Raw genomic sequence first — 21,653 nt, 5'->3', positions numbered from 1 at the left:
ACTAAAAGATTTTGGCATTTTTAGACTTAAATAATAATAGAATGATGATTAAATATGTTTTGAAAAGCATTTGTGCACTGGTTTTTATTTTGACGTTTCAATTGAATGCTCAGGAGTTTTTAACGCATAAGGTTGAAGAAGGAGATACGGTTGAAGCTTTATCTAAAAAATATAAAGTAAGTGCCAATCAGATTTACGATTTAAACCCAGATTCTAAAAAAGGATTAAAAGTAAAATCGGTTTTAATAATTCCAAATGTTAAGGCAGTTAAGAGTAACGCTGTTAAGGTTACTCAAAACTTAGAGAAATTTACGACTCATAAAGTTCAGCGAAAAGAAACCTTATACAGCCTGTCTAAACAGTATAACACTACAGAGGAAGCTATTAAAAAATACAATTCTTTTTTATATGCTAACGAATTGAAGAAAGGGGACGAGTTAAAAATTCCATTATTTAAGACAGAAGTAAAAAATGAAGTAAAGAGTGAAATTATTTCTGAAGTAAAACCAGCAATCATAACAGATAGTGTATTGCCAAATGGTAAATACCGCGTTAAAAAAAGTGAAGGGAAATGGCGTATAGCAAAAAACTTTGGAATAACGGTTGAGGAGTTAGAAGCTTTAAATCCGCAATTGGTTGATGGTTTAAAAGAAAATGACATTATTAATGTACCTAAAATTAAAAACACAGAAATCCCAAGTACTACTACAGTAGCTATTAAAACCTATACTGTGCTTCCTGCAGAAGGGTTCTTTAGACTTTCTCAAAAACTAGGTTTATCTCAAGAGCAACTGGAGACTTTAAACCCTGGGTTAAAAGAAACAGGTTTAAAAGAAGGTATGGTATTAAATCTAGGAGCTGAAAAAGTAAAGCCAACCAATGAAATGATTTTAGTAGAAAATCAAGCCACTAATTTAGGAAGTGATATCTCTAATAAAGACAGAAAGAAAATAGCAATTGTTTTACCGTTTAGACTAAATACTATTCAAACCGACTCGTTAAGTTTAGCTAAAAACAAGCTAGAAAATGATAAACTTTTGACTATAGCTTTAGACTTTTATGCAGGAGCAGAAATGGCTTTAGATTCATTAAAAAAAATGAATGTAAAATTAGATGTTAAGGTTTATGATACTAACAACAGAGAAAGTAACTCGCTGGATATAGCTAATGAGTTACTAGAAAATGAAACGGATGTAGTTATAGGACCATTAATGACAAAGAATTTTGATGCCTTAGCTTCAAAATTATCTTTAAGTAACATCCCAGTTTTTTCCCCATTAACAAAAGAAGTTGCATTTAGTTCTAATGTTTTTCAAACTAGACCTAACGAAAGCTTTTTAGAACAAAAAATCATTAACTATATTAAAAAAGATTCTACTGCACATATCGTGATACTTCACGATTCTAAGCATGAAGCTGTGGCAAAACGATTAGAAAAAGCATTTCCGAATGCTAAAGTATTAACTACTAATCGAAATAAGAAAAATGGAAGTGATCAATTTTTTATCTATGAAGCTACATTATCTAATGCACTAAACACTGGAAAAAATTATGTTTTTCTGGAAACAGAAGAAGAAGGGTTCGTGTCTAACGTTACAAGTATATTAAATTCTAAAAATAACCAAACAAATTTAGATATCGTGTTAGCCACAACCAATATGAATGAGGCTTTTCAAAGCGATAATGTATCAAACGCACAATTGTCAAGGTTACGTTTAATGTACCCTAGTATTGCAAAAATGTTTAAGTCAAGTTCTGCTACAGGTTTTTATAAAAATTATGAAGCCAAGTATAATGAAACTCCAAGTTCTTATGCAGTAAGAGGATTCGATTTAACTATGGATGTAGTTTTACGATTATTATCTAACACATCTGTGTACGATAATGCTAAGAACAATATCTTAACTGAGTATTTAGAAAATAAATTTATGTATAGTGAACTGAAAACAGGAGGTTTTCAAAACAATGCGGTGTATTTAGTTAACTATAATGATTTGAATATTGAAGAAGTTCAAGAATAAAAAATAATATGTCATTAAAAGCCTTTTTTATTTCTATAATTTGTTTTAGTCTTTTTCAGCAAGACTCAGAAATTATTTGGCGTAATGACTTAGCGTTATCCTGGGACAATTTTAATGGACGACCAGACTTAAACTCTACAGCTGCTGCGGTAACTGCTTCAGGTATAAGTTATAATTATTCGGTAAGTAGGGTTGGAGATCGTGTTGTTGGTTTTGATGCTATGGTTATTAGTCACTTTTACCCAGAAAAATCATGGTGTAAAAAGGATCAAATCAATGAGCATATCTTGCGTCATGAGCAATTTCATTTTAATATTACAGAATTACATTCACGATTGCTACGCAAGCAGTTGTCTTTACTTAAACCAAATCCAGAATTAATTAGTCAAATTACTACAGCATACAAAACTGTAAACGAGGATTTAGCAAAGTTTCAAAATAAATACGATGAAGCGTCTGACTATTCTAGAAATTATGAAGCTCAAAAAAAATGGGAGCTTATAGTTGAAGAACAATTGGAAGCTTTAAAAGATTTTGCTTTATAATGAATTTTTCCAAGGAAGATCATCAGTTTTTAATACAACTGGCTCATACCAAAATGCCATTTGGAAAATATGAAGGAAGGTTTTTAATTGACCTACCAGAATATTATGTAGTGTGGTATTTTAATAAAGGTTTTCCTGAAAATAAATTAGGAAAAATGCTAAATATGGTTCATATGCTAAAAATGAATGGTTTAGAAGATTTAATCCGAAATATTAAAAAAAATTTCAAACCATAATAAAATGTATTCTTAACCCGAATTTCTCATTAGGAATTCGTAATTTTGCATGCGTTAAAAACGCATGATGGCAACACAAACGAAATACATATTTGTTACTGGTGGAGTAACATCTTCTCTTGGTAAAGGTATTATAGCAGCTTCTTTAGCTAAACTTTTACAGGCGCAAGGTTATAGAACAACAATCCAAAAATTAGATCCTTACATTAATATCGATCCGGGTACATTAAATCCTTACGAGCATGGCGAATGTTATGTTACGGAAGATGGTGCAGAGACCGATTTGGACTTAGGGCATTATGAGCGATTTTTAAACGTACCTACCAGTCAGGCTAATAACGTAACCACAGGTCGGATCTACCAAAGTGTTATTGACAAAGAACGTCGTGGCGAATTTTTAGGAAAAACCGTTCAAGTTATTCCTCATATTACCGATGAAATAAAAAACCGAATCCAGATTTTAGGAAATTCTGGAGAATACGATATCGTTATTACCGAGATAGGTGGAACTGTTGGAGATATAGAATCATTACCATATGTAGAAGCGGTAAGACAGTTAAAATGGGATTTAGGAGAGCATAATGCTTTAGTTATTCACTTAACATTAATTCCTTACTTATCTGCAGCGGGCGAATTAAAAACCAAACCTACACAACACAGTGTTAAAACCTTAATGGAAAGCGGTGTTCAAGCCGATATTTTGGTGTGTAGAACTGAACATGAATTACCTGAAGAAATTAGAACAAAATTAGCACGTTTTTGTAACGTAAGAGAAGAAGCAATTATACAATCTATAGATGCTTCTACCATTTACGATGTGCCTAATTTAATGTTAGACCAAGGTTTAGATAAAGTGGTTTTAAAAAGTTTAGATTTAAAAAGCGATGTGCCAAATTTAGACAGATGGAACCAGTTTTTACAACGTCATAAAAATCCAAAAACCACTATAACTATTGGTTTAATTGGTAAATATGTAGAGTTACAAGATTCTTACAAGTCTATTTTAGAAGCTTTTATTCATGCAGGCGCAGAAAATGAAGTAAGCGTAAATGTAGAATCTGTACATTCCGAGCATTTAGATCCTAAATCTGTAAAAGATAAATTATCGCATCTAGATGCGGTTTTGGTCGCTCCAGGTTTTGGAGAACGCGGTATAGAAGGAAAAATAGAGGCAATTAAGTATGTTCGAGAAAACAATATTCCGTTTTTAGGGATTTGTTTAGGTATGCAAATGGCAGTTATAGAATTTTCAAGAAATGTTTTAGGCTTGAAAGATGCTAATTCCGTAGAAATGAACCCAGAGACCTCTCATCCTGTAATTAACTTAATGGAAGAGCAAAAAAATGTAGTTAATAAAGGCGGAACAATGCGTTTAGGAGCTTGGTCATGTAAACTTGAAGTAAATTCTATTGCCAACAGCGTTTATAATTCTGAATTAATTTCCGAGCGACACAGACATCGTTTTGAATTTAATAATGCTTACAAAGAGCAAATTGAAACAGCTGGAATGAAAGCTACAGGTTATAATCCAGATACAAAACTGGTAGAAATTGTTGAGGTGCAAAATCATCCTTGGTTTGTTGGTGTGCAATATCACCCAGAATATAAGAGTACTGTTGCTAATCCGCACCCATTATTTGTGGCATTTGTTAAAGCAGCACTAGACTATAACCAGAGTAAATAATGTCATAATGACATTATTTTAATGAATGGACACATTTTTGAAAACAACTTTTAGACTTATTTAAAGTCTTAACATAAGAATATGGAAGAAAAAAAGATAGACACAAAATCGATTATAGGTTTTGTATTAATTTTCGGAATTTTATTATTTATGATGTGGCAAAACCAGCCAACTCCTGAAGAATTAGCCGAAAAAGAAAAACAAGAACAAGTTGCTAAACAAAAAGAAGCAGCAAAACAGGAATTAACATCGGTAAAAGAAGCTGAACAAATTTCTGAACAACTTCCAGAAAACGATTCTTTAAAAACACTTGCTTTACAAAACAAATTAGGTGCATTCGCCTATGGAGCAAATGCTAAAGAAGAATTAATTACTGTAGAAAATGAGGTGCTTTCTTTAAAGTTTAATACTAAAGGTGCATATTTAGCCGAGGTTAAATTAAAGAAACACACCAACTTTAATGATGGTAATATTTTTCTTGTTAAAGACAATAACTCTTCATTTAATTTAAATTTTGGAACTACAGATAACCGAATTTTAAATACCAAAGACGTCAATTTTGCACCAAAAGTGTTTAAAAATGGAGAAAACACAATTGTTTCTTTTAAGTTAAACGTTTCAGATTCTAAATTTTTAGAGTATAAATATGTTTTAAAACCTAATGACTATATGTTAGATTTTAGCATTAATTCTATTGGTTTAGATCAGGTTATTAATAGTTCTAAAGAGGTAGATTTAGAATGGACTTTAAAAACAATAAGTCATGATCAAAGTGTATCTTATGAAAATAGATATACCAGATTAACCTATTCTTATGATGATGGTGAAATAGACAAATTATCGGCTACTGGAGAAGATGAAGAAATTGAGCAAGACGTCAAATGGTTATCATTTCGTCAGCATTTCTTCAGTTCTATTTTAGTTGCAGACCAGCCATTTAATAAAATGACATTAGCGTCAAGAGACCTGGTTAAAAATGAAGAAATTGATACCTTGTTTACCAAGCAATATGCTGCAAAATCTGTTTTAGATTTAAAGAGTAATAATTTAGCTAGTAATTTTCAATTATATTTTGGGCCAACAGACAGTAAAATATTATCTCAGTATGAGAACGATTTAGAAGAAAGTATTCCTTACGGTTGGGGTATTTTTGGATGGATTAATAAATTCTTATTTATTCCGTTATTCGATTTATTAAGCGGATTTTTACCTTATGGTATTGCTATTATTGTAATGACTGTTTTAATTAAACTGGCTATGTCATTTGTACAATACAAACAGTATTTATCGCAAATGAAAATGAAAATTCTGAAGCCGGAATTAGACGCTATTCGTGAGAAATATAAAAACAATAAGCTAAAAGCACAGCAAGAAACTATGGCGCTGCAAAGCAAAGCAGGCGCAAGTCCGCTTGCGGGCTGTTTACCAGCATTAATACAAATGCCAGTGTTTTATGCCTTATTTACCTTTTTCCCTGTAGCATTCGCATTAAGACAAAAAAAGTTCCTTTGGGCAGACGATTTATCGTCTTACGATGTGGTAGCAGAGTTGCCATTTAATATACCATTATATGGAGACCATGTAAGTTTATTCCCAATATTGGCAGCAATAGCTATTTTCTTTTACATGAAGTTAACGACTGGGCAACAACAAATGCAGGCACCGCAACAAGAAGGTATGCCAGATATGACAAAAATCATGAAGTACATGATTTATTTTGCGCCTATTATGATGTTAATTTTCTTCAATAATTATGCGTCTGGTTTAAGTTTATATTATTTCATCTCTAACTTAATTAGTATTGGTATTTTGTTAGTAATTAAAAACTTAATTTTAGACGAAGATAAAATCCTTGCTAAGATTGAAGTGAATAAATCGAAACCTAAAAAAGAGAATCGTTTTCAAAAGAAAATGAAAGAAATGATGGAAGAAGCTGAAAAGCAAAAAAATCTTCAGAATCAAAAGAAAAAATAAATTTTAGATAATTTTATAAAAAAAGCTGCCTTAATTTAAATTTTGGCAGTTTTTTTGTAAAATAGAAATTGTAATAAAACGTTAGCTATTTATGAAATCACTTTTAATACTATTTAGTTTCTTATGTACCATGTTACTTTCTGCACAAGAATTTAATCAAATGGACGAAAATGGTAAACGTCATGGTAAATGGCAAAAAACCTTTGATAATTCTGAAATTTTAAGATATGAAGGACAGTTTAATCACGGTAAACCTGTTGGTGAGTTTAAATTTTATGAAGCTATTAATAATAAGCCCGTTCTTGTGGCTAAGCGTGTTTTTAATGAAACAGATGATTTGGCTCAGGTGACCTTTTATACAGCTAAAGGAAATGTTATGGGCGAAGGTAAAATGCGAGATAAAACCTATATAGGTGAGTGGAAATACTATCATAAAGACTCTAAACAGTTAATGTCTCAGGAATTTTATAATAATGATGGGAAATTAGATGGTATGAAAACAGTTTACTATTTATCTGGGTCTATTGCAGAAACGACCAATTATGTTAATGGTAGTCTGCAAGGCGAGAGTATAGCTTATTCTGAAAAAGGAAAAATTTTAAGAGTTGAAACTTATAAAGATAATATGTTTCATGGCTTATATAAAACTTACGATTTAAAAGGAAACTTACTTAGTGAAGGTAATTATTCTAATGATTTGCGTAAAGGTATCTGGAAATTTTACAAAGACGGAAAACTGGTTGAAGAAAAAGACTTAACCAGAAAATCTAAAAATCCTTATAAGAAAGAGAAAAAATAATTAGTTCTTAGAATATGATTACGAGCTTTTATTGTTATTAATAAAAGCTCGTTTTTATTTACAGCTATAGTATAATCTTCTATTGGAAAAATTAAAAATCTTATCTTTGCAACTTAGTTATAAAAAATGAAAAAAAGAGTTATTGTCGGGCTTTCAGGTGGTGTAGATTCTAGTGTAGCAGCCTATTTGCTAAAAGAACAAGGTTATGAAGTTATTGGCCTCTTTATGAAAAACTGGCATGATGATACAGTAACCATATCGGACGAATGTCCTTGGTTAGACGATAGTAATGATGCCATGTTAGTGACTCAAAAACTAAATATTCCTTTTCAAACAGTCGATTTAAGCGAACAGTATAAAGAACGTATTGTGGACTATATGTTTAACGAGTATGAAAAAGGACGTACACCTAATCCGGATGTTTTATGTAATAGAGAAATTAAGTTTGATGTGTTTATGAAAATTGCATTAGAACTTGGTGCCGACTTTGTCGCTACTGGTCATTATTGTCGTAAAACTGAGACAGAAGTGAATGGCGAAAAAATATACCAGTTAAAAGGCGGATTAGATAAAAATAAAGACCAATCTTATTTTTTATGTCAATTATCACAAGACCAATTAGCTAAGGCTTTATTTCCTGTGGGCGAATTACTTAAACCAGAAGTTAGGGCAATTGCAGCAAAAGCCGATTTAATTACGGCCGATAAAAAAGATTCTCAAGGCTTATGTTTTATTGGTAAAGTGAGGTTGCCAGAGTTTCTTCAACAAAAGTTAAAAGCCAAAAAAGGAGAAATTGTTGAAATATCAGATCAGTTTGAAGCTTATTACAGACCATTACCTCAATTTAGTTCTAAGTTAGAGGAGTTGGCTTATCGTGCTAACCGAATTGCTTATAAAAAAGAAGATGGAAAAGTTGTTGGAGAACATCAGGGCGCTCATTATTTTACAAAAGGACAACGTAAAGGTTTAGGTGTTGGAGGTACAAAAGAACCTTTATTTGTTATTGAAACAGACGTAGAAGATAATATTATCTATACTGGACAAGGCAAGAACCATAAAGGTTTATATAATAATGTAGTATTTGTGAAACCAGATGAAATACACTGGATTCGTGAAGATTTAAAACTTAAAAACGGTGAAAGTTTAAACGTAAAAGCAAGAATTAGATACCGCCAGACTTTAGAAAATGCTACGCTTTTTCAAACTGAAAAAGGATTATTTGTAGAATTTGAAGCCCAACAATCGGCTATTACCGAAGGTCAGTTTGTAGCCTGGTATCATGAAGATGAACTTTTAGGTTCTGGTGTTATGAGTTAATTTGAATTTTAAAAGAACAACAAAATGGAAAATAGTATAACTAAACTCTTCAATATAAAATATCCAATTATACAAGCAGGTATGATCTGGAATAGTGGTTGGAAATTAGCTTCCGCAGCTAGTAATTCGGGGATTTTAGGGCTTATTGGAGCGGGAAGTATGTATCCAGATGTGTTAAGAGAACATATTCAAAAGTGTAAAGAAGCGACCAATAAACCTTTTGGTGTAAATGTTCCTATGTTATATCCTAACATAGAGGAGATTATGAATATTATTGTTGAAGAAGAGGTTAAGATTGTATTTACTTCAGCAGGAAATCCTAAAACCTGGACCAAATGGTTACAAGATAAAGGGATTACTGTAGTTCATGTGGTAAGTAGTTTAAAATTTGCTTTAAAAGCACAAGATGCAGGTGTAGATGCTGTGGTTGCTGAAGGTTTTGAAGCTGGAGGACATAATGGTCGTGATGAAACTACAACATTAACATTAATCCCCATGGTAGCAGAGCAAATTAAAATACCTCTTATTGCGGCTGGAGGCATTGCTACTGGACGTGGTATGTTGGCGTGTATGATTTTAGGAGCAAATGGTGTGCAAATAGGAAGTCGTTTTGTAGCAAGTACAGAAAGTTCTGCTCACGAGGCCTTTAAAAAAGTAGTTGTAGACGCTAAGGAAGGCGATACACAACTGACTTTAAAAGAATTGGCGCCAGTAAGATTGGTTAAAAATAAATTTTTTAACGACGTACAGGAGTTATATAAAACAGCACCAAGTGTTGAAGACTTGATACAATTATTAGGTCGCGCTAGAGCTAAAAAAGGTATGTTTGAAGGCGATTTAGAAGAAGGTGAACTTGAAATAGGGCAAATAGCAGGATTAATTCATGATGTTAAACCTGTAGCAGATATTGTACAAGAAATTGTCGAAGAATTTGAGCAGGTTAAAGCAGAAATAATTTTGTTGTAAAGTGCAAATTATAAAAAAAAGCAAGCTGTTTAGCTTGCTTTTTTTTATAAATATCATATTGTGTAGTTTTAAATAATAGTATTTTTGCCTCATGCAATTAAAAAATTATACGAAAGAGTTTCAATACAATTGGCAATTGGCGGCACCTGTTATTTTAGGTATGTTGGGGCATACTTTTGTGAGTTTTGTTGACAATATTATGGTGGGGCAACTTGGGACTGCAGAATTAGCAGCCGTATCCTTAGGCAATAGTTTTATGTTTATTGCTATGTCTATAGGTATTGGTTTTTCTACAGCAATTACGCCATTAATTGCAGAAGCAGACTCAAGTAAAAATTTTGCTGAAGGTAAATCAGGGTTTAAACACGGTTTATTTTTGTGTACAGTCTTAGGATTTAGCTTATATCTCGTATTATATTTTGCAAAACCTTTAATGTTTTTAATGAATCAACCTATAGAAGTAGTTGAACTAGCGATTCCATATTTGGATTTAGTTGCTTTTTCTTTAGTACCACTAATTATTTTTCAAGGTTTTAAACAGTTTAGTGATGGGCTATCTTTAACTAAATACCCTATGTACGCTACATTATTAGCTAACATTGTAAACATTGCATTAAATTATGTTTTAATTTTTGGTAAGTTAGGATTTCCGGAGATGGGGATTGTTGGAGCTGCTTATGGAACATTAATTTCACGTTTTGTTATGTTGTGGCATTTATGGTTTTTACTGAAGAAAAAAAAGAAGTCCACAAAATATGTAACCAATATTAAGTTTTTCAGTTTAAAAAAAGCAAAGCTTAAAAAAATTATAAGTTTAGGAATGCCAAGTGCTATGCAAATGTTTTTTGAAGTTGGTATTTTTACATCGGCTATTTGGTTAAGCGGTTTATTGGGTAAAAACCCTCAAGCAGCCAATCAAATAGCATTAAACTTAAGTTCTATGACTTTTATGGTTGCTATGGGGTTAAGTGTAGCAGCAATGATAAGAGTAGGAAACCAAAAAGGATTACGAAACTTTATAGATTTAAGACGAATTGCAGTTTCTATATTCTTTTTTGGATTTATTCTAGCAGTAGTTTTTGGAGTGTCATTTGCTATTTTCAATGTTGCTTTACCCAAACTTTATGTAGATTTTAATGATCTTGTTAATTTAAAAGATAATATGGAAGTTGTAGCAATAGCATCTAAATTATTATTAGCAGCTGCTGTGTTTCAAATTAGTGATAGTTTACAAGTTATTGTATTAGGCGCATTAAGAGGTTTACAAGATGTAAAAATACCTACCATAATTACATTTATTTCTTATTGGATCATTGGTTTTCCTATAAGCTGGTATTTTGGTAAAGCAGATATGTATGGAAGTTTTGGTATTTGGTTGGGTTTACTCGCGGGACTAACTACTGCGGCGGTATTGTTGTTTATTCGATTTAATTATTTAACAAAACGCTTAATTTACTCTAGTAATAATTAACTTTGACTTAATATACAGAATTAATTAAAAACATAATAGATACATAACTATATGGAATTACCAAAATTTATATTAGGAGATAACACCGATTTTCCTAGTGCGATATTTGTTATTCATACTGATTTTCCTCGATTTATAATTAACCTAGAAGATGATGAGGTAGAATGGTTGGAAGATTTTGACGCAGAAGATGAGAAAGAACTTGAGCTTGAAATGGAAGGCTTGATTGAGCAGGCTACTGCATTTTATGATAGAGAAGTGGCTCGTTATGACGACTAAACCTTTAATTTAATTTTAAGAATTCTATAATCTCTTTTTTTTACTTTTGTGCAACTATGATTGACCAATTAATACAGCAAGACCAAGAATTATTTTTGTTTTTAAACAATTTAGGTAACGAATATTGGGATGCTTTTTGGTTAACCTATACTGCAAAATTACACTGGATTCCTTTTTATGCTATTCTAGCTTATTTAATGTTTAAAAAATATAACACGAAAATGTTTGTGTTAACATTAGTGCTTATAGTTTTTATGATAACTTTTACAGACCAGGTAACCAATTTATTTAAATCTGGTTTTGCAAGACCAAGACCTTGTCATCAAGATGGCGTTGCAGAATTAATGCGACTTGTAAAATCGAGATGTGGAGGTGCTTATGGTTATTTTTCAGGACATTCAAGTAATTCTATGGCGGTAGCAATTTTTTCTGGACTAATGTTACGCTATAAATATAAGTATTTAATAGTAGTGCTTATTATTTGGGCTTTGTGTATGGGTTACAGTCGTATATATATTGGTGTTCACTATCCCTTAGACGTAGTTTCTGGAGCTTTATTTGGAGGTTTTTCAGGCTTTATGTTTTATAAACTGAATAAATATCTACATAGTCGATTTACACTTGTTAAAAAACAATCTTAATCTTGTTTCGTAATAGTATAAGTTATTTTATTTCTTTTCATCCAAAGATAGATAAAACAAAATATTAGAGAAGTTCCTAAACGATTGCTAATACCAAATTTGGAATAGCCTTTTATTCTTCTATAATGCGGAATTTCTATTGCTTTTACGCTTACATTTTGAAGCATGACCAAGGCTGGTAAAAAGCGGTGAGCTCCTTTATAAAAAGGAATTTTTTTTGCCACATTGGTTTTTATGACTTTAAGAGGGCAATTTGTGTCTTTTAAACCATCTTTTGTGAACCAGTTTCTTACTGTATTTGCAATTTTAGAGCTTATTTTTTTAATAAAAGAATCTTGTCGATTAACTCGAATACCTGTTATAAAATCATATTCCGGAAGAAATGAAAGCAACAGATTAAAATCTTCTGGTTTCGTTTGCAAATCTGCGTCAATATAACCTAAGTATTCTGTTTTAGTATGATCTATTCCTGCTTTAAGTGCTGTACTTAATCCGCGGTTGTTTTCTAAAGAAATGTATTGAAATACCTTGTAAGATTCACTGTAAGATTGAATAAGATTTAAGCTTTCATCCGATGAACCGTCATTTATAAACAATACCATTGTAGGTAAAGCCGCTATTTTTAAATAATCTAACAAGGCGTTTTTTAAATCGTCTAAAGCTTCTGCCTCATTATATACCGGAACAAGAATGGTAAACATTAAATTTCTTTTGAACTGTAATATAATTGTAATAAATCTCTAGCCGCAGTAAATGGTGAAATTTTTGAGTTTTCAATTTGCAGGATTCGTTTTTGTAACTCAATCTCTATATTTGAATTAGAGTAGAATTCTTGTTTTAATGCATCGTTTATGGTTTGTAAAAACCAGTATGTATTCTGCTCTTTTCGCTTGTCACTAAAGGAATTATTTTCTTTAGTTTGGGAGATATATAATTTGACAACGTTCCAAATGTCACTTATCCCTTCATTTTTTAACGCGCTACATAGTACCACTTTGGGTTGCCATCTTGAAACTTTTAACGGATACAGATGTAATGCTCTATTAAATTCTACTTTTGCAAGTTTAGCGGCTTTTAAATTATCACCATCTGCTTTATTTATAGCTATGGTATCTGCCATTTCCATAATACCTCGTTTAATACCTTGTAACTCGTCACCAGCTCCAGCAAGCTTTAATAATAGAAAGAAGTCTACCATGCTGTGTACAGCGGTTTCACTTTGTCCAACTCCAACGGTTTCAACAATAATAACATCATAACCAGCAGCTTCGCATAAAACAATACTTTCTCTGGTATGTTGTGCAACACCACCAAGTGAATCTCCGGAAGCTGAAGGTCGAATAAAAGCGTTTTCGTTTTTTACTAAATCTTCCATTCGGGTTTTATCTCCTAAAATGCTACCTTTTGTAATAGAACTACTTGGGTCTACTGCCAAAACCGCAACTCTATGATTTTTAGTAGTAAGATAATTACCTAAAGCTTCAATAAAAGTACTTTTTCCAACACCAGGAACACCAGTTATACCAATTCGGATAGAATTACCAGAATGAGGTAAACAGTTATTTATAATGTGATTTGCTGTTTTTAGGTGTAAGTTATTTTTGCTTTCTACAAGAGTAATTGCTTGACTTAAAGCGGTAATATTACCAGCTAAAATTTGACGAACTAGATGTTCAGGATTTGTTTTTTTTGCTCGCTTTTCTTTTATTTTTTGTATAGCAGCGCTGCTTGTTGTTTCGGGAGACACAAGTGGTTTTTTTTCTTCTAAAGCAGATTTTTTATTTGGTTTCAAAAAACAATCTATTTACCGATTTAAAGTTAAGAAAACTAACTCGCTTCATATAAAAGTTGGTCTAATATTTTAATGGCACCTCAATTTTAGTAGTGTCCCAAGCCATAGTTAAAAATAAATTGTCTGTACTATTATCAAAAGCAATAGTAAATTGCTCTACGGTAGTATCTATTTTACTAACATTTGCTTCGTAGGTAAGGACATCAAATTCACCTTCTCGCATAGGTTTCATCGTTTCATCTACACCCCAAGGATACATTTTAGAATTAAATATTACTGTCCATGAGGTATCTTTAGGAATTGTCCATAACGAATATTTACCTTTTTTTAAAGTTTGTCCACCAATTTCTAAATCCAAATTAGTTTCAAAAGTCGTAGCTTCGTTAGCTCCAGTACGCCAAACTTGATTGTAAGGCACTAAAGCACCAAAAACATCTCGATTTCTTTTACTTGGACGATTATAAAATACTTCAAGCTCTAAACCTTCTACTTCAAAAGCAACTGTTTTTTTTGGACTTAAAGGATTGCTGAATAGGCCACCACTAAAGTAAGAATAGCCAAAAACAGCTAAAGCAATTATAAAAAGAATAATAATAATACGTTTCATATGATTTGTTGGTAGAGTTCTTTCAAAGATACTTTAAAGTGTTAAATTTGAATGTTGTTAATATGATAAAACTTTCATAAAAATCTGTTAGCTTTAATTACATTTATCTGGTAAATTTTATAAAAATGTCCACTATTTTTTCATCGTCTGCAAAAGAATTTCAAAATCCTGTCAAAGTTATAGACGCTTCAATTTCTATAGACCAATATGTACCCATCGATCTTTCTATAGCTAATACAGATTTAAAGCATTTTAACATTGAAGATTCTTCTGAGTGGGAAATTTATATCAACCATTTTTTAAAAGAACGCCATAAAAAAGTGGCTTATGGTGGGTATTTAGAACGTAGAGCCTTGTACGACAGAAGTACTTATTTTAATACAGAAGATAAATCTAAACAACGCTGTGTACATTTAGGATTAGATCTATGGGTTAAAGCAGGAACTTCTGTTTTAGCCGCTTTTGACGGTAAAGTCCATAGTTTTAAAAACAATACTAATTTTGGAGATTATGGGCCGACTATTATTTTAGAACATGAATTAAACAACGAAACATTTTATACACTTTATGGTCATTTAAGTTTAAATTCTATAAGCTCACTTAAAGTAGGAAAGACCTTTAAAAAACAAGAACCAATTGCAGTTTTAGGTGATGCCTCTATAAATGGAGATTATGCGCCGCATTTACACTTTCAACTAATTAAAGATTTACAAGGGAATTTTGGAGATTATCCAGGTGTTTCTAGTCTTGAAAATCTCGACTTTTATAAGAAAAATTGTCCCGACCCAAAGCTTATTTTAGGGCTAAGCTAATCTTTTAGGAAGCTATTAAATACATTAAGTTTGCTAGAAGAGCTATTTGACTAACAAACACTAAAATAGACAGTCTATCTTTTAGCTTAAACGAAATTAATCCAATAAGAAACACCAATAACGGAACTATTAAACCCGTTAAAATTCTAAGAGAGTAAGTTTCGGAGCGTTGCGTTTTTAAATTTTGATAAGCGTTGACTTTATTAAATAAATACGACGTACTGATTATAAGTGAATCTCCAACATTGGACGTTTCATAAAACGTGTCACTACAATTAAATACAAACCGAGATGTTTTTATAGATTTAGAAACGTGAGAGTTTCCTCCTGCATTATGGTAGCTTTCAAAATGAGTTGTTTTTTTAACTATAGAATCTTTAATAGTATTACTAGAATATATAAAGTCACTTAAAATTATCAATGCTAAAAATAGGCAGAGATAATTTAAAATTTTAATAAAACCTTTCATAAACTTGTATTTAAGCTTCAATAATATCCTTATATTCAATAAAAAAGTCTTCAAAAAGGCTCATGTTTTTATTAAAAAATTCCATGACATCGCGCCATGTATTCTTATTATGAATGGATACTTTATGGTCTAATTTAACTTCAATTCTGGAAATTTCTTTTTTATTATCTAAAATATAAATTTCATGATAAACGGCATCTGGTAAAAATTCGCTTTGTAAAATAGACTTTAAGCTTTCTAATTTTCCCCAATATGTAATACGGTGCTCTAAATCGTCTTCTAAATCTAAAACCACTGCAGCTTCACGATTATTAAAATGAAATTTAAAACTAAAGCCTTTTAACTTGGTGTTATATAAAATCCATTTTCTTGGAAAAGATTTACCAAAACTGGTCCAAAACTCTTCTCTTAATAAGCGCGATTCCTCCTTGCTAAACATGTTTTAAATTTTACAAATTATAGTTTAATTAGATAAAATAAGCTAAAATAACAGCCGCAATAATGGTCATAAGTTTAGTGAAATTAAATTTATGTCCTTCATTACTTTCAAATAAAATAGTGGTGGAAATATGTAGAAAAATACCAATAACCAATGCCGAAATTTCATAATAATACGTATCGAAAAAGCTAAAGTTTTTAGATAAAAACACACCTAAAGGCGTCATTAATGCAAACAAAATTAAGAAAATAATACTTTTTGTTTTGCCTAAACTGGAGGTTATAAAAAAGGTTGTTAAAATAATGGCAATAGGTAATTTATGAATAATTATTCCATATAATAAATTGTTGTGAGCTTCAATAGGAATACCTTCCAATATGCTATGTATACTTAAACTTATAAAAAGTAACCAAGGAAAATGTGTAGAAGTTTTATGTAAATGTACATGACCATGTTCTGCGCCTTTCGAAAAAAACTCTAGAATTATCTGAAATAAAATTCCAATCATTATAAATAAACCAATGCGTTTATTTTGCATACTAAACACTTCTGGCAAAAAGTCGAAAACGGTTACAGATAATAAAAAAGCACCAGAAAACGCTAACAATAATTTTAGGTGCTTAGGTTGCTTAGGCTTTAAAATAATTACCACTAAATAACCTAAAACAACTGCAAGAATGGGAAATAAAATATTCTGCATTTATTTAAAAATCATAATTAAACGTTCGGACGTTTTATTTTTAAACTTGTTTAATTTATAGTCTCCAAATATGTCCAATAAGTAAACTCCAGCTTTTTCAAACAAATGTTCAAAATGTTTTAGACTTAGTGCTTTAACGCGCTCTTGGAAATGGTAGTCTTTACCATCGCTAGTAAAATTAATATCTTTAATTATAAAATCGTTCTCAACACGGCGTTTTAGATGAAATGAAATGTCTTCTACAACTTTAACTTCTTCTGGCACGAGATGCGCTATGACATATTCCGTATTCATAAAATCAATCACACCAAACCCGTATTCATTTAAGTTTTTATGAATAGCTTTTATAGTGTTTAGATTATCCTCTTCCTTATCAAAATACCCAAAACTGGTAAACAAATTAAATACCGCATCAAATTCTCCATCATAAGGCTCGCACATATTATGTACTTCGAATTTAAGGGTTTCGTTTTCAAATTGTTTAGCATAATTAATACTATTTTGGCTTAAATCGACCCCAAGCACATTGTAACCTAAAGTATTTAGAAATACAGAATGTCTTCCTTTACCACAAGCCAAATCCATAATAGTACCATGTTCTGGCATATTTAAGTATTCGGTTAAATTAGTCATAAAATCCTGAGCCTCAGAGTAGTCTCGGTCTTTATAAAGAATATGGTAAAATGGTGTGTCAAACCAAGAGGTATACCAAGTAGAAGATGTTTCAGTCATGTTTTTTATTTGATGGTTTCTTTTTAAGCTCATTAAATCGCTTAAAAAGTCAGGCTTTACGCAAGTCGCTTTTTTAAAAGGGTTTTAAGAACCCATTTAAAAAGAGCTTCAACAATTGCTTCAATCCTTAACCTGTTACAGATTACTACAAAATTTGTGTAAAAATAGCGTATTTTTGCATGTAATTAGACGTAAAACATGGAGAATAATTTCACAATGGTTGCAAAAACCTTATTTGGTTTTGAAGATTTATTAGAAAGAGAATTAAGACAATTAGGAGCAGCAAATCTTAAAAAAGGCGTAAGGAGTGTTTCTTTTGAAGGCGATAAAGGTTTTATGTATAAGGCTAATTTAGCCTTGCGTACCGCAATAAAAATTCTAAAACCTATACATAGCTTTAAAATAAAGACAGAGCAGGATTTGTACGACCAGATTTACAAAATGCCTTGGGAGCAGTACATGAAAAATGCGGGTACTCTAGCAGTAAGCTCAACGTTAAACTCCAACGTGTTTACCCATTCGCAATACATATCTTTAAAAACAAAAGATGCTATTGTCGATAGATTTAGAGACCAAACCGGAGAACGACCTAATGTGGATTTACGTTTTCCAGATTTGAAAATTAACATACATATAGACCGCAATGTTTGTAATGTGAGTTTAGATACCTCTGGAGAGTCTTTACATAAGCGTGGTTATAAAACGGCTACAAATATAGCTCCAATTAATGAAGTCTTGGCAGCTGGACTAATTATGTTGTCTGGCTGGGACGGACAAAGTGATTTTATGGATCCTATGTGTGGTAGTGGAACAATGTTGGTCGAAGCGGCTATGATAGCTTGTAATATACCTCCAAATTTAATGCGTAAAGAATTTGCATTCGAGCGTTGGGCAGATTGGGATGTGGAGTTGTTTGAAAAAATAGAAGAATCCTTATTAAAGAAAACCAGAGATTTTCATCATAGAATTTTAGGGTTTGATAAATCTCCAAGCGCTGTGGCTAAAGCTATAGAAAATACCAAATCGGCTCATTTAGACGAATTTATTACAATAAAACACGAAGATTTTTTCAAAACCCAAAAAGGAGGAGACAAACATTTACAGATGGTCTTTAATCCGCCATACGGAGAGCGATTAGATATTGATATGGAAAATTTCTACAAGAATATAGGCGACACATTAAAACAAAATTATCCAGGTACCACAGCATGGTTTATTACCTCTAATTTAGAAGCCTTTAAACATGTAGGATTAAGACCTTCTCGTAAAATAAAATTATTTAATGCTAAACTAGAATCTAAACTAGTGAAGTACGATATTTATGAAGGTAGTAAAAAAGCTAAGTTTCAGGATTAAGCCATTTACTTTTTATATACGGGTATTCTGTACGATATAGAGTATCCAAAACCTGCACCAATTTTTGCACCTTCAAAGACTTTGTTAAATCCTGGGATATATAAGTTTGCAAAGTTATCTGGTTGGTCTTCGCTAACTAAATGTTTTAGTTGTGCGTTAACACCTAAGTATAAATTTGTAAATACTTCAGCCTTAATACCAAATTGAACTTCAACCCAGATAGCAGATAAGTTATCAAAATTACGTTCTGTGGTGTTAGCTGGAGTAGGTTGCCAATACGGATATACCGTATATGCTGTACTTTCATTTATAGTTTGTGTAAAGTTGGAATAACCTACTCTAAAACCAGCATAAATCATGTTATCTAAAGGGAACAGGTTATCATGCATATTATAGTCTAAACCCGCTTTTAAATAGTTTCCTTTTGTGGTCACATCAAGATAATCCGATTCAAAATCTTTTTGCTCACTACCAATTTCTCCAGCAATAAAAAACTTTTTGGAAAATCTATAATCTGCTAAAATTTCAAAACCAGAATAGTTATCGCTAAACGCGGTTCTAGCCAATTTGGCCATGTCTACACCAACTCTAATACCATATTTTAGTTCTTTTTTTGGTAAAGAGTCTGTTTTTACTTCTTGTTCTATGTCGTTTTGTGAGATTAACGACCCGCTAGAAAGTAATAAACTAGTGAAAAAGGTTATAATGCGTAATCGTTTCATCTCTAATAATTAAGTTGTCAATTGAAGGTTCGGTTAATAAAATCCAGTTATCGGCATCAGGTTCAACCATAATAGATACGTTTTCATATTGAACTTTATAACCGCAAGCTGGCGAAACATAAATTTCTTTAACCACATATTTTATGGTAATGATATCCGAATTAGCCAATTCTATATCGTCATTAGGGTCGTTAGGAGTACCATTATCATCAACTTCATTAAAATCTTTAATTAATTCATATTGAGTTGTAATTTCAATATTAGGTACATCAATCTTTAAGGGTAAAAGCACTTCAGCAACATCTACAGAATTATAGCCAGTCAAGACAGCTTCATTCCCCACACCTTGGACTAATAAATTATTAACCGTTTTTAAATTCTCCTGTACAACTATATCTTTAAAATTAACCACCATTCTTGGTGTAGTTAGAGTGGTGTTGGCACAAATATCATCCTTTTCACAGTTAGTAACTATAAATAGAGAACAGAGAATAAGTAAGATGCTTTTTAAAACTCTCATTTTAGTTGCGTTTTTCCAAAAGTACAATATTTTCTACATGAAATGTTTGTGGAAACATATCTACAGGTTGCATACGGGTGACTTTATAATTAGCGTCCATTAAAGCTAAATCTCTTGCTTGCGTAGCACTGTTACAGCTTACATAGACTACTTTTTGAGGCGCAATATTTAAAATTTGCTGTACGACATCTTTATGCATTCCATCTCTTGGTGGATCAGTAATGATTAAATCTGGATGACCATGTGTGTTTATAAATTCTTGATTAAAGACATTTTTCATATCTCCTACAAAAAACTCACAATTCGTAATATTATTGCGTTCCGCATTTTCTTTGGCAGCCATAATAGCATCCGGAACAGCTTCTACACCAATGACTTTTTTTGCTTTTTTGGAAACAAATTGGGCAATGGTTCCAGTACCTGTATATAGGTCGTAAACTAATTCTTCGCCAGTTAAACCAGCAAAATCACGGGTTAATTTATAAAGTTCATAGGCTTGGTTAGAGTTGGTCTGGTAAAATGATTTGGCATTAATTTTAAAAGTTAGACCTTCCATTTCTTCAAAAATGTGGTCTTCACCTTTATAGCGAATAACTTCTTGGTCGTAAATGGTATCATTTGCCTTCTCATTTACAACATATTGTAGAGAAGTGACTTCAGGAAATGTTTCTGCAATGTAATTTAAAAGAAGTTCTCTTTTAGTTTTATCGTCTTTAAAAAACTGAACTAAAACCATAATCTCTCCCGTAGAAGAGGTTCTTATCATCATGGTGCGCAATAAACCCGTCTGGTTTCTGGTATTAAAAAACTCAAGGTTATTTTCTATTGCAAAAGCTTTTACCGCATTTCTTATGGCATTTGAAGGATCGGCTTGAAGATGACATTTTTTAACATCTAAAATTTTGTCCCACATTCCTGGTATATGAAAACCAAGAGCATTTTTATCGCCTAAGTCTTCATTACTATTAATTTCGTCAAGAGTAAGCCATCTGGAATCGCTAAAAGAAAATTCCATTTTATTTCTATAGAAATATTGTTCTTTTGAAGGTAAAATAGGAGTAACTTCAGGTAACTCAATATGGCCAATTCGGGTTAAGTGATTCACCACTTCTTTTTGTTTATAAAAAAGTTGATGTTCATAGCCCATGTTTTGCCATTTACAACCACCACAAGTACCAAAATGTTCACATTCCGGCTCTACACGTTTATCACTTAATTTATGAAATATGGTTGCTTTACCTTCGTAGTATGCGGTACGTTTTTTAAAAGTTTGTACATCTACAACATCTCCGGGTACTGCATTAGGTAGAAATATGACTTTACCATCTGGAGCTTTAGCAACAGTTTTGCCTTTAGCACCAGCGTCTATAACTTCTACTTCTGTAAAAACCTGCTTTCTGTTTTTTTTTCTCGCCATGTTGCAAATGTAGTTTTTTTTAAGTTTTGACATAAAAAAAACCTCTTTAAAGAAATGAATCTTTTACAGAGGTTTTGTGTTGGTTAAACTATTATAATTATCTAAGTGCAAATATAGAACACGTGTTCATCTTAAAAAATACCTAATTTTATGT

The 21,653-nt window shown here is 31.7% G+C and carries 23 protein-coding genes; 13 read left to right on the top strand and 10 right to left on the bottom strand.

Annotated elements, in window-relative coordinates:
• Nucleotides 1-11: 11 nt before the first annotated feature.
• The 11 genes from C7H52_RS09995 to C7H52_RS09945 all read left to right on the top strand — a co-directional run bounded on the left by C7H52_RS09995 (nucleotide 12) and on the right by C7H52_RS09945 (nucleotide 11,933).
• Entirely contained in the window at nucleotides 12-2,021 is a 2,010-nt protein-coding gene (locus tag C7H52_RS09995) for a LysM peptidoglycan-binding domain-containing protein (protein ID WP_146130037.1), read from the top strand.
• Between the two features lie 8 nt (nucleotides 2,022-2,029).
• Complete coding sequence (locus C7H52_RS09990; RefSeq protein ID WP_106463756.1) at nucleotides 2,030-2,566, top strand: hypothetical protein; 537 nt, start codon at nucleotides 2,030-2,032, stop codon at nucleotides 2,564-2,566.
• On the top strand, nucleotides 2,566-2,802 hold the full coding sequence (locus C7H52_RS09985) for a DUF3820 family protein (protein ID WP_106463755.1): 237 nt from the start codon (nucleotides 2,566-2,568) through the stop codon (nucleotides 2,800-2,802). Before C7H52_RS09990 ends, C7H52_RS09985 begins: the two co-directional genes overlap by 1 nt.
• Before the next feature lie 67 nt (nucleotides 2,803-2,869).
• Nucleotides 2,870-4,486, top strand: coding sequence for a CTP synthase (locus tag C7H52_RS09980; RefSeq protein ID WP_106463754.1), 1,617 nt, complete (start codon nucleotides 2,870-2,872; stop codon nucleotides 4,484-4,486).
• Nucleotides 4,487-4,567: 81 nt separating this feature from the next.
• On the top strand, nucleotides 4,568-6,460 hold the full coding sequence (yidC, locus tag C7H52_RS09975) for a membrane protein insertase YidC (protein WP_106463753.1): 1,893 nt from the start codon (nucleotides 4,568-4,570) through the stop codon (nucleotides 6,458-6,460).
• A gap of 91 nt (nucleotides 6,461-6,551) precedes the next feature.
• Complete coding sequence (locus tag C7H52_RS09970) at nucleotides 6,552-7,259, top strand: toxin-antitoxin system YwqK family antitoxin (RefSeq protein ID WP_106463752.1); 708 nt, start codon at nucleotides 6,552-6,554, stop codon at nucleotides 7,257-7,259.
• Nucleotides 7,260-7,385: 126 nt separating this feature from the next.
• Nucleotides 7,386-8,576 carry a tRNA 2-thiouridine(34) synthase MnmA gene (gene mnmA, locus C7H52_RS09965; RefSeq protein WP_106463751.1) on the top strand — a complete coding sequence of 397 codons (1,191 nt, stop codon included), beginning with the start codon at nucleotides 7,386-7,388 and terminating at the stop codon, nucleotides 8,574-8,576.
• 24 nt (nucleotides 8,577-8,600) lie between these two features.
• On the top strand, nucleotides 8,601-9,542 hold the full coding sequence (locus C7H52_RS09960) for an NAD(P)H-dependent flavin oxidoreductase (RefSeq protein ID WP_106463750.1): 942 nt from the start codon (nucleotides 8,601-8,603) through the stop codon (nucleotides 9,540-9,542).
• A gap of 91 nt (nucleotides 9,543-9,633) precedes the next feature.
• Nucleotides 9,634-11,013, top strand: coding sequence for an MATE family efflux transporter (locus C7H52_RS09955; protein WP_106463749.1), 1,380 nt, complete (start codon nucleotides 9,634-9,636; stop codon nucleotides 11,011-11,013).
• A gap of 51 nt (nucleotides 11,014-11,064) precedes the next feature.
• Nucleotides 11,065-11,292 carry a hypothetical protein gene (locus C7H52_RS09950; RefSeq protein ID WP_106463748.1) on the top strand — a complete coding sequence of 76 codons (228 nt, stop codon included), beginning with the start codon at nucleotides 11,065-11,067 and terminating at the stop codon, nucleotides 11,290-11,292.
• A 56-nt stretch (nucleotides 11,293-11,348) separates the two neighbouring features.
• A complete protein-coding gene (locus C7H52_RS09945) occupies nucleotides 11,349-11,933 on the top strand; it encodes a phosphatase PAP2 family protein (RefSeq protein WP_106463747.1) in 585 nt (194 codons plus the stop codon).
• Here the strand turns inward: C7H52_RS09945 and C7H52_RS09940 are convergent.
• The 3 genes from C7H52_RS09940 to C7H52_RS09930 all read right to left on the bottom strand — a co-directional run bounded on the left by C7H52_RS09940 (nucleotide 11,930) and on the right by C7H52_RS09930 (nucleotide 14,332).
• Complete coding sequence (locus C7H52_RS09940) at nucleotides 11,930-12,634, bottom strand: glycosyltransferase family 2 protein (protein WP_106463746.1); 705 nt, start codon at nucleotides 12,632-12,634, stop codon at nucleotides 11,930-11,932. The two genes, C7H52_RS09945 and C7H52_RS09940, sit on opposite strands and share 4 nt — an antisense overlap.
• Nucleotides 12,634-13,725 (bottom strand): methylmalonyl Co-A mutase-associated GTPase MeaB, encoded by a 1,092-nt coding sequence (meaB, locus tag C7H52_RS09935; RefSeq protein ID WP_106463745.1) that lies wholly within the window; start codon nucleotides 13,723-13,725, stop codon nucleotides 12,634-12,636. The genes C7H52_RS09940 and meaB overlap by 1 nt, the downstream gene beginning before the upstream one ends.
• Before the next feature lie 61 nt (nucleotides 13,726-13,786).
• Nucleotides 13,787-14,332, bottom strand: coding sequence for a DUF2911 domain-containing protein (locus tag C7H52_RS09930; protein WP_106463744.1), 546 nt, complete (start codon nucleotides 14,330-14,332; stop codon nucleotides 13,787-13,789).
• Between the two features lie 125 nt (nucleotides 14,333-14,457).
• Between C7H52_RS09930 and C7H52_RS09925 the strand changes: the two genes are divergently transcribed.
• Nucleotides 14,458-15,144, top strand: coding sequence for a peptidoglycan DD-metalloendopeptidase family protein (locus tag C7H52_RS09925; RefSeq protein ID WP_106463743.1), 687 nt, complete (start codon nucleotides 14,458-14,460; stop codon nucleotides 15,142-15,144).
• A 4-nt stretch (nucleotides 15,145-15,148) separates the two neighbouring features.
• Here C7H52_RS09925 and C7H52_RS09920 read toward each other — a convergent pair whose 3' ends face one another.
• Genes C7H52_RS09920 through C7H52_RS09905 form a run of 4 tightly spaced genes read right to left on the bottom strand, consistent with a single transcriptional unit; the run spans nucleotide 15,149 to nucleotide 17,484 of the window.
• Nucleotides 15,149-15,613 (bottom strand): hypothetical protein, encoded by a 465-nt coding sequence (locus tag C7H52_RS09920; protein WP_146130036.1) that lies wholly within the window; start codon nucleotides 15,611-15,613, stop codon nucleotides 15,149-15,151.
• Between the two features lie 10 nt (nucleotides 15,614-15,623).
• Entirely contained in the window at nucleotides 15,624-16,052 is a 429-nt protein-coding gene (locus tag C7H52_RS09915; protein ID WP_106463741.1) for a DUF4268 domain-containing protein, read from the bottom strand.
• Nucleotides 16,053-16,080: 28 nt separating this feature from the next.
• Complete coding sequence (locus tag C7H52_RS09910; protein WP_106463740.1) at nucleotides 16,081-16,752, bottom strand: ZIP family metal transporter; 672 nt, start codon at nucleotides 16,750-16,752, stop codon at nucleotides 16,081-16,083.
• Complete coding sequence (locus tag C7H52_RS09905; protein WP_181256232.1) at nucleotides 16,753-17,484, bottom strand: class I SAM-dependent methyltransferase; 732 nt, start codon at nucleotides 17,482-17,484, stop codon at nucleotides 16,753-16,755.
• A gap of 198 nt (nucleotides 17,485-17,682) precedes the next feature.
• Between C7H52_RS09905 and C7H52_RS09900 the strand changes: the two genes are divergently transcribed.
• On the top strand, nucleotides 17,683-18,840 hold the full coding sequence (locus C7H52_RS09900; RefSeq protein ID WP_106463738.1) for a THUMP domain-containing class I SAM-dependent RNA methyltransferase: 1,158 nt from the start codon (nucleotides 17,683-17,685) through the stop codon (nucleotides 18,838-18,840).
• Between the two features lie 5 nt (nucleotides 18,841-18,845).
• Here the strand turns inward: C7H52_RS09900 and C7H52_RS09895 are convergent, their stop codons facing one another.
• The 3 genes from C7H52_RS09895 to rlmD are packed head-to-tail and all read right to left on the bottom strand — an operon-like array spanning nucleotide 18,846 to nucleotide 21,499.
• On the bottom strand, nucleotides 18,846-19,562 hold the full coding sequence (locus tag C7H52_RS09895) for a DUF6048 family protein (RefSeq protein WP_106463737.1): 717 nt from the start codon (nucleotides 19,560-19,562) through the stop codon (nucleotides 18,846-18,848).
• Nucleotides 19,528-20,082 (bottom strand): DUF6452 family protein, encoded by a 555-nt coding sequence (locus C7H52_RS09890; protein ID WP_146130035.1) that lies wholly within the window; start codon nucleotides 20,080-20,082, stop codon nucleotides 19,528-19,530. Before C7H52_RS09890 ends, C7H52_RS09895 begins: the two co-directional genes overlap by 35 nt.
• A 1-nt stretch (nucleotide 20,083) precedes the next feature.
• A complete protein-coding gene (gene rlmD / locus C7H52_RS09885) occupies nucleotides 20,084-21,499 on the bottom strand; it encodes a 23S rRNA (uracil(1939)-C(5))-methyltransferase RlmD (RefSeq protein WP_106463735.1) in 1,416 nt (471 codons plus the stop codon).
• Nucleotides 21,500-21,653 lie beyond the last annotated feature (154 nt).

Source organism: Aurantibacter aestuarii (assembly GCF_003008425.1).
GTDB classification, from domain to species: Bacteria; Bacteroidota; Bacteroidia; order Flavobacteriales; family Flavobacteriaceae; genus Aurantibacter; species Aurantibacter aestuarii.
This window is presented reverse-complemented; position numbering and strand designations above follow the sequence as displayed.

Excerpts from the sequence above, each read along its gene's own strand:
- rlmD (WP_106463735.1), bottom strand. The coding sequence starts at position 21,499 with ATGGCGAGAAAAAAAAACAGAAAGCAGGTTTTTACAGAAGTAGAAGTT.
- C7H52_RS09905 (WP_181256232.1), bottom strand. The coding sequence starts at position 17,484 with ATGACTGAAACATCTTCTACTTGGTATACCTCTTGGTTTGACACACCA.
- C7H52_RS09895 (WP_106463737.1), bottom strand. The coding sequence starts at position 19,562 with ATGAAACGATTACGCATTATAACCTTTTTCACTAGTTTATTACTTTCT.
- C7H52_RS09900 (WP_106463738.1), top strand. The coding sequence starts at position 17,683 with ATGGAGAATAATTTCACAATGGTTGCAAAAACCTTATTTGGTTTTGAA.
- C7H52_RS09955 (WP_106463749.1), top strand. The coding sequence starts at position 9,634 with ATGCAATTAAAAAATTATACGAAAGAGTTTCAATACAATTGGCAATTG.
- C7H52_RS09985 (WP_106463755.1), top strand. The coding sequence starts at position 2,566 with ATGAATTTTTCCAAGGAAGATCATCAGTTTTTAATACAACTGGCTCAT.
- C7H52_RS09990 (WP_106463756.1), top strand. The coding sequence starts at position 2,030 with ATGTCATTAAAAGCCTTTTTTATTTCTATAATTTGTTTTAGTCTTTTT.
- C7H52_RS09910 (WP_106463740.1), bottom strand. The coding sequence starts at position 16,752 with ATGCAGAATATTTTATTTCCCATTCTTGCAGTTGTTTTAGGTTATTTA.
- C7H52_RS09890 (WP_146130035.1), bottom strand. The coding sequence starts at position 20,082 with ATGAGAGTTTTAAAAAGCATCTTACTTATTCTCTGTTCTCTATTTATA.
- C7H52_RS09925 (WP_106463743.1), top strand. The coding sequence starts at position 14,458 with ATGTCCACTATTTTTTCATCGTCTGCAAAAGAATTTCAAAATCCTGTC.
- C7H52_RS09970 (WP_106463752.1), top strand. The coding sequence starts at position 6,552 with ATGAAATCACTTTTAATACTATTTAGTTTCTTATGTACCATGTTACTT.
- C7H52_RS09915 (WP_106463741.1), bottom strand. The coding sequence starts at position 16,052 with ATGTTTAGCAAGGAGGAATCGCGCTTATTAAGAGAAGAGTTTTGGACC.
- C7H52_RS09945 (WP_106463747.1), top strand. The coding sequence starts at position 11,349 with ATGATTGACCAATTAATACAGCAAGACCAAGAATTATTTTTGTTTTTA.
- C7H52_RS09950 (WP_106463748.1), top strand. The coding sequence starts at position 11,065 with ATGGAATTACCAAAATTTATATTAGGAGATAACACCGATTTTCCTAGT.
- C7H52_RS09940 (WP_106463746.1), bottom strand. The coding sequence starts at position 12,634 with ATGTTTACCATTCTTGTTCCGGTATATAATGAGGCAGAAGCTTTAGAC.
- mnmA (WP_106463751.1), top strand. The coding sequence starts at position 7,386 with ATGAAAAAAAGAGTTATTGTCGGGCTTTCAGGTGGTGTAGATTCTAGT.
- C7H52_RS09920 (WP_146130036.1), bottom strand. The coding sequence starts at position 15,613 with ATGAAAGGTTTTATTAAAATTTTAAATTATCTCTGCCTATTTTTAGCA.
- yidC (WP_106463753.1), top strand. The coding sequence starts at position 4,568 with ATGGAAGAAAAAAAGATAGACACAAAATCGATTATAGGTTTTGTATTA.
- C7H52_RS09980 (WP_106463754.1), top strand. The coding sequence starts at position 2,870 with ATGGCAACACAAACGAAATACATATTTGTTACTGGTGGAGTAACATCT.
- C7H52_RS09960 (WP_106463750.1), top strand. The coding sequence starts at position 8,601 with ATGGAAAATAGTATAACTAAACTCTTCAATATAAAATATCCAATTATA.
- C7H52_RS09930 (WP_106463744.1), bottom strand. The coding sequence starts at position 14,332 with ATGAAACGTATTATTATTATTCTTTTTATAATTGCTTTAGCTGTTTTT.